Annotated in this window: 3 protein-coding genes; 2 read left to right on the top strand and 1 reads right to left on the bottom strand. The window is 42.1% G+C overall.

Annotated features, from left to right (window positions below):
- Window positions 1-185: 185 nt before the first annotated feature.
- Complete coding sequence (locus tag G588_RS22655; protein WP_155830838.1) at window positions 186-641, bottom strand: hypothetical protein; 456 nt, start codon at window positions 639-641, stop codon at window positions 186-188.
- A gap of 123 nt (window positions 642-764) precedes the next feature.
- Here G588_RS22655 and G588_RS23325 point away from each other — a divergent pair, with 123 nt between their 5' ends.
- Together G588_RS23325 and G588_RS23320 are read left to right on the top strand one after the other, a co-directional pair.
- Window positions 765-1,025 carry a transposase domain-containing protein gene (locus tag G588_RS23325; protein ID WP_022780162.1) on the top strand — a complete coding sequence of 87 codons (261 nt, stop codon included), beginning with the start codon at window positions 765-767 and terminating at the stop codon, window positions 1,023-1,025.
- Between the two features lie 309 nt (window positions 1,026-1,334).
- Entirely contained in the window at window positions 1,335-1,457 is a 123-nt protein-coding gene (locus G588_RS23320) for a hypothetical protein (RefSeq protein WP_278246671.1), read from the top strand.
- The last annotated feature ends 186 nt before the right edge of the window (window positions 1,458-1,643 follow it).

Genomic DNA, 1,643 nt, shown 5'->3' with positions numbered 1-1,643 from the left:
TTCTTATTCCGTGCTTTGTTGAACGATGATTTGTGTTCACAGAATCAACTTGGGGACTGTCCCCACTCTTTTCAGTTGTGGTAGTTGAGAAGTAAATCCTTTTAGGAAAAAAATGAATTGGCCGGCGAGAGCTTATCTCGTCGGCCTTTTTGAAAAGAGTGTAATCCTGTTAATGGAGTCTAGGTTTAGCACGCTCCCTGGGGATAATGGTCGCTCAGATACTTGATCAGCTCCCAGTCTCCGCTTCTCGTCTTGAAAGGATATCTGATCCTGATGGTTCTTTTATCCGTGTAAAATGTGATTATTCTGCGAACCTTGTGGCGTTCGCTTGCTCCCATTGGGGCATACTCATCATAAGAAAAAGATCTCAGTTCTGATAAATTCACAACCGCAGGCAGTCCCAAAAACGGTATCACCGTCAAACTGCTCTCTGTCATGGTTATATGCGGCACCAGAATATCCAGCCCCTGCCATAACATATAAAGTCCCATCAATACAGCTAAAACCATTGTCAGTACATTTTCGTCCCTCTTTACAAAACCCGCATCCCAAAGCGGCAAACTCAAAAACATCACCCCAAAACCTGCAAACATCACTCCCAATATCCAGCCCACTACGTTGGGTTTCACTTTTATTGTCATACTTTCCTCCCCAAAATCTAATAATCTGCACAATTATATCACGAATTGCCAGGAATAGGGATAAATTCTGCTTGACCGCCCGCTGCACTTTTCAGTTTCTCCAAGAAGGGGGCTGATGCGACGATGACCATCATGTCGCTGATTGAGACCGCCAAGGCCAATCAGGCGATTCCGTATTATTATCTCAAATATCTTTTAGAAAAGATGTCAAGAGGCATATATTACAATCACTCTTACGCTGTAGATGACATGATGCCCTGGTCTGCAGCATACCGCCAGTATGAGCAGGACGAAAGGCGGAAACCTCTACTGTCTGGTGCCCCACCAGAAAATGAAAAGCCCCACACTCCCAGAAAGAAAGATAAAGTAAAAAGGACTGCCTGATCACAGACAATGCCGGTGCATACCGGCTTGTTGTCGTGCCTTAAGTATCAGCCTGCAAAACTACAAAAACTCTAAAAACTACAAAAAGTATAGTTGTAGTTTTTAGAGTTTTTAAAGTTCTTGGAAGCAATTAACGAAAGACACGTATGCTCTCTCAACAGCATAGTATATATGCATGTCATTCTAATAGATACAGTTTACGTGACGCTTACGAATGTTCGATGTCAAGTCAAAAAACAAAGTTCACAAAATCTACTTGGGGACTGTCCCCACTGTCTCAGAATCAACTTGGGGACTGTCCCCACTCTTTTGGCAATTATCAGCATGTATGAAGGTTCCATATATGTCAAAATGAATATCACCTGCGGAACAGATGAGGAATTCATTTCAGGACAGAATGCAATCAAGAATGCAATTACACAGGTTGAATGAAAACTTGCATTTATGGCAGGTTATGCTATCATATAAATATAAAAGGTGCTACCGATAGACGGTTAGCTCCAACAATTGTTAATGATCAATGAAGACCGCACAACTGGCAAAGTTTTTCAGCGGTCTTTTTTGATGCCTGTTTTTATTTCTTGAAATAGCTGATGATGGTTATGCAGATGGCCGCAA

This window comes from Butyrivibrio sp. AE3009 (assembly GCF_000420845.1).
Taxonomy (GTDB): domain Bacteria; phylum Bacillota; class Clostridia; order Lachnospirales; family Lachnospiraceae; genus Butyrivibrio.
The sequence above is the reverse complement of the archived record's forward strand: the minus strand, read 5'-3'. Positions and strand labels throughout refer to the sequence as shown.